The sequence below is a fragment of the Promicromonospora sp. NPDC057488 genome (assembly GCF_042802395.1).
Taxonomy (GTDB): Bacteria; Actinomycetota; Actinomycetes; order Actinomycetales; family Cellulomonadaceae; genus Promicromonospora.
In genome coordinates, this window is record NZ_JBHVEG010000334.1 from 1 (window position 1) to 1,860 (window position 1,860).

2 protein-coding genes are annotated in these 1,860 nt (G+C 72.4%); both read left to right on the top strand.

Annotated elements, in window-relative coordinates; translation table 11 throughout:
- Positions 1-307 precede the first annotated feature (307 nt).
- The gene (locus ACFU5G_RS29835) at positions 308-1,165 is read left to right on the top strand and encodes an SAF domain-containing protein (protein ID WP_377252765.1); all 858 of its coding nucleotides are present in this window, start codon (positions 308-310) and stop codon (positions 1,163-1,165) included.
- A gap of 120 nt (positions 1,166-1,285) precedes the next feature.
- Complete coding sequence (mscL, locus tag ACFU5G_RS29840; protein ID WP_377252767.1) at positions 1,286-1,726, top strand: large conductance mechanosensitive channel protein MscL; 441 nt, start codon at positions 1,286-1,288, stop codon at positions 1,724-1,726.
- Positions 1,727-1,860 lie beyond the last annotated feature (134 nt).

Below are 1,860 nucleotides of genomic sequence, written 5' to 3' on the forward strand. Positions count from 1 at the left end.
GAGGTCGGCACAGGCCTGTGCCGACCTCAATGCAAACTGCCGACCACTCGGGCAAAGTGCCGCGCTCACGCCGGCGACCCGGCACCATAGCTGCCGCCAGCGGTCCGGCACCTGTGCTGCTGTCGACTGTCCGCTTGAGGGCGACGTGTCATCCAGCTCGACCGGAAGTTGTGCCGCGCACGGACCGGCACGCCTCACGTGACCGCAGTAGTTCGAGCGCGACCACAGGCGGCGTTTTCTCGCCTTCGTGCACAGGTTGCCCGACGGCGGCCCCGCGCCCCCTCATCTCCTGCCTAACGTCGGCGGCATGGGACTTCTCGACACGCTCGTCGCGCCGGCCGCGCGCCACGAGGCACCGCGCGGCACTGGCTCGCGCACACCGTGGAGCCGGGCGGATCCGCCCGGCCGGCAGGCGGCGCCCGGCCGGACGCCGCGGGCACGGCTCGCCGGGCTGGTGCCCCGGCCGGGCCGGCCCCGTTCACCGGCGCTCCGGCGCGCGCGGCGGATCCTGTGGCGCTGGCGCTTCGCCCTGGCCGCCGCGCTGCTCGGCCTCGCCGCCGCGCTGGCGGTGCACCTCCTGCGCCCGCCGCCGCCCCCGACCGTCGACGTCGCCGTCACGACCCGCCCCGTCGCGGCCGGAACCCAGCTGACCAGCGAAGACATCTCGGTGCGCGCCGTCGCCGCCGACCTGGCCCCGCCTGGTGCCCTGCACACGGCGCGCGCACTGCTGGGCCGCGCCGCCGTCGTCGGGCTGCCGGCGGGCGCGCTGCTGCACACCACGCTCGTGTCCGACGACGGGGTCTCCGCCGCCGCCCCGCACGGCACGGTGGTGGTCCCGGTCCGCCTGGCCGACGACGCGGTCGCCGCGCTCCTGCGCCCCGGGGACCGGATAGACCTGCTGGCCGGGACGACGTCGGGCAGCGAACCGAGCGCCGAGCCCCGGTACCTCGCCCGCGCCGCGCTGGTGCTCCCCGTCCCCGCCGGCCGCGCGCCCAAGGAGTCCGGCGGGCTGCTCGGGTCGGTCTCGGAGGGCGACGGCCCCGTCACCCTGGTCGCGGTGCGGCCCGAGGACGCCCCGGAGCTGTCGGCCGTCTCCGGATGGGGCTCGGTGACGGCGGTGCTGGTGCCGTCGTCCGGCCCGCCGGAAAGAACGGCCGATCAATGACCTGGCTCATTGAGCGGAATGCCCGGTCCGACATGCGCTGAACGGGATTTTCCACCACAATCCCCTTCGAGGTTCCGGCCCATGCCGACCCACACCAACTTGAGAGTCCCAGGGGGATCCATGCGCGACCTGTTCAACGGCTTCAAAGAATTCATCACGCGCGGCAACGTGCTCGACCTCGCGGTCGCCGTCGTCATCGGCGCCGCCTTCTCCGGGGTCATCAGCGGCCTCGTCGACGGCTTCATCATGCCGCTCATCGGATGGCTCGTGGGCGCTCCCGACTTCACGTCGATCGCGTTCTCCGTCCCGAACTGGAAGGGCGAGAGGACTGAGTTCCAGATCGGCCTGTTCATCCAGGGCCTGATCATGTTCCTGCTGATCTCGGCCGCGATCTACTTCTTCGTGATCATCCCGATCAAGAAGCTGGGCGAGCTGCGCAAGAAGCCTGCCGAGGAAGAGGTCGTCGAGGAGGCCCTCGACGAGCAGACCGTGCTGCTGACCGAGATCCGCGACCTGCTGCGCGTGCAGTCCGGCACGCAGTCGAGCCCCTCGAACAACTGACCCCGCGCGGTCGGGGCAGCCGCCCACAGATCTCGTGCACGGCTCAGCCGGGACGGCGCGCCGGCTGACCAGGGCGCTCGAGCAGAACGATGGTCGGTAGAAGGTCAGGTGGTCGGCAGCTCGAGCTGCCGACC

Coding starts and splice junctions, on each gene's coding strand:
- ACFU5G_RS29835 (WP_377252765.1), top strand. CDS start 308: ATGGGACTTCTCGACACGCTCGTCGCGCCGGCCGCGCGCCACGAGGCA.
- mscL (WP_377252767.1), top strand. CDS start 1,286: ATGCGCGACCTGTTCAACGGCTTCAAAGAATTCATCACGCGCGGCAAC.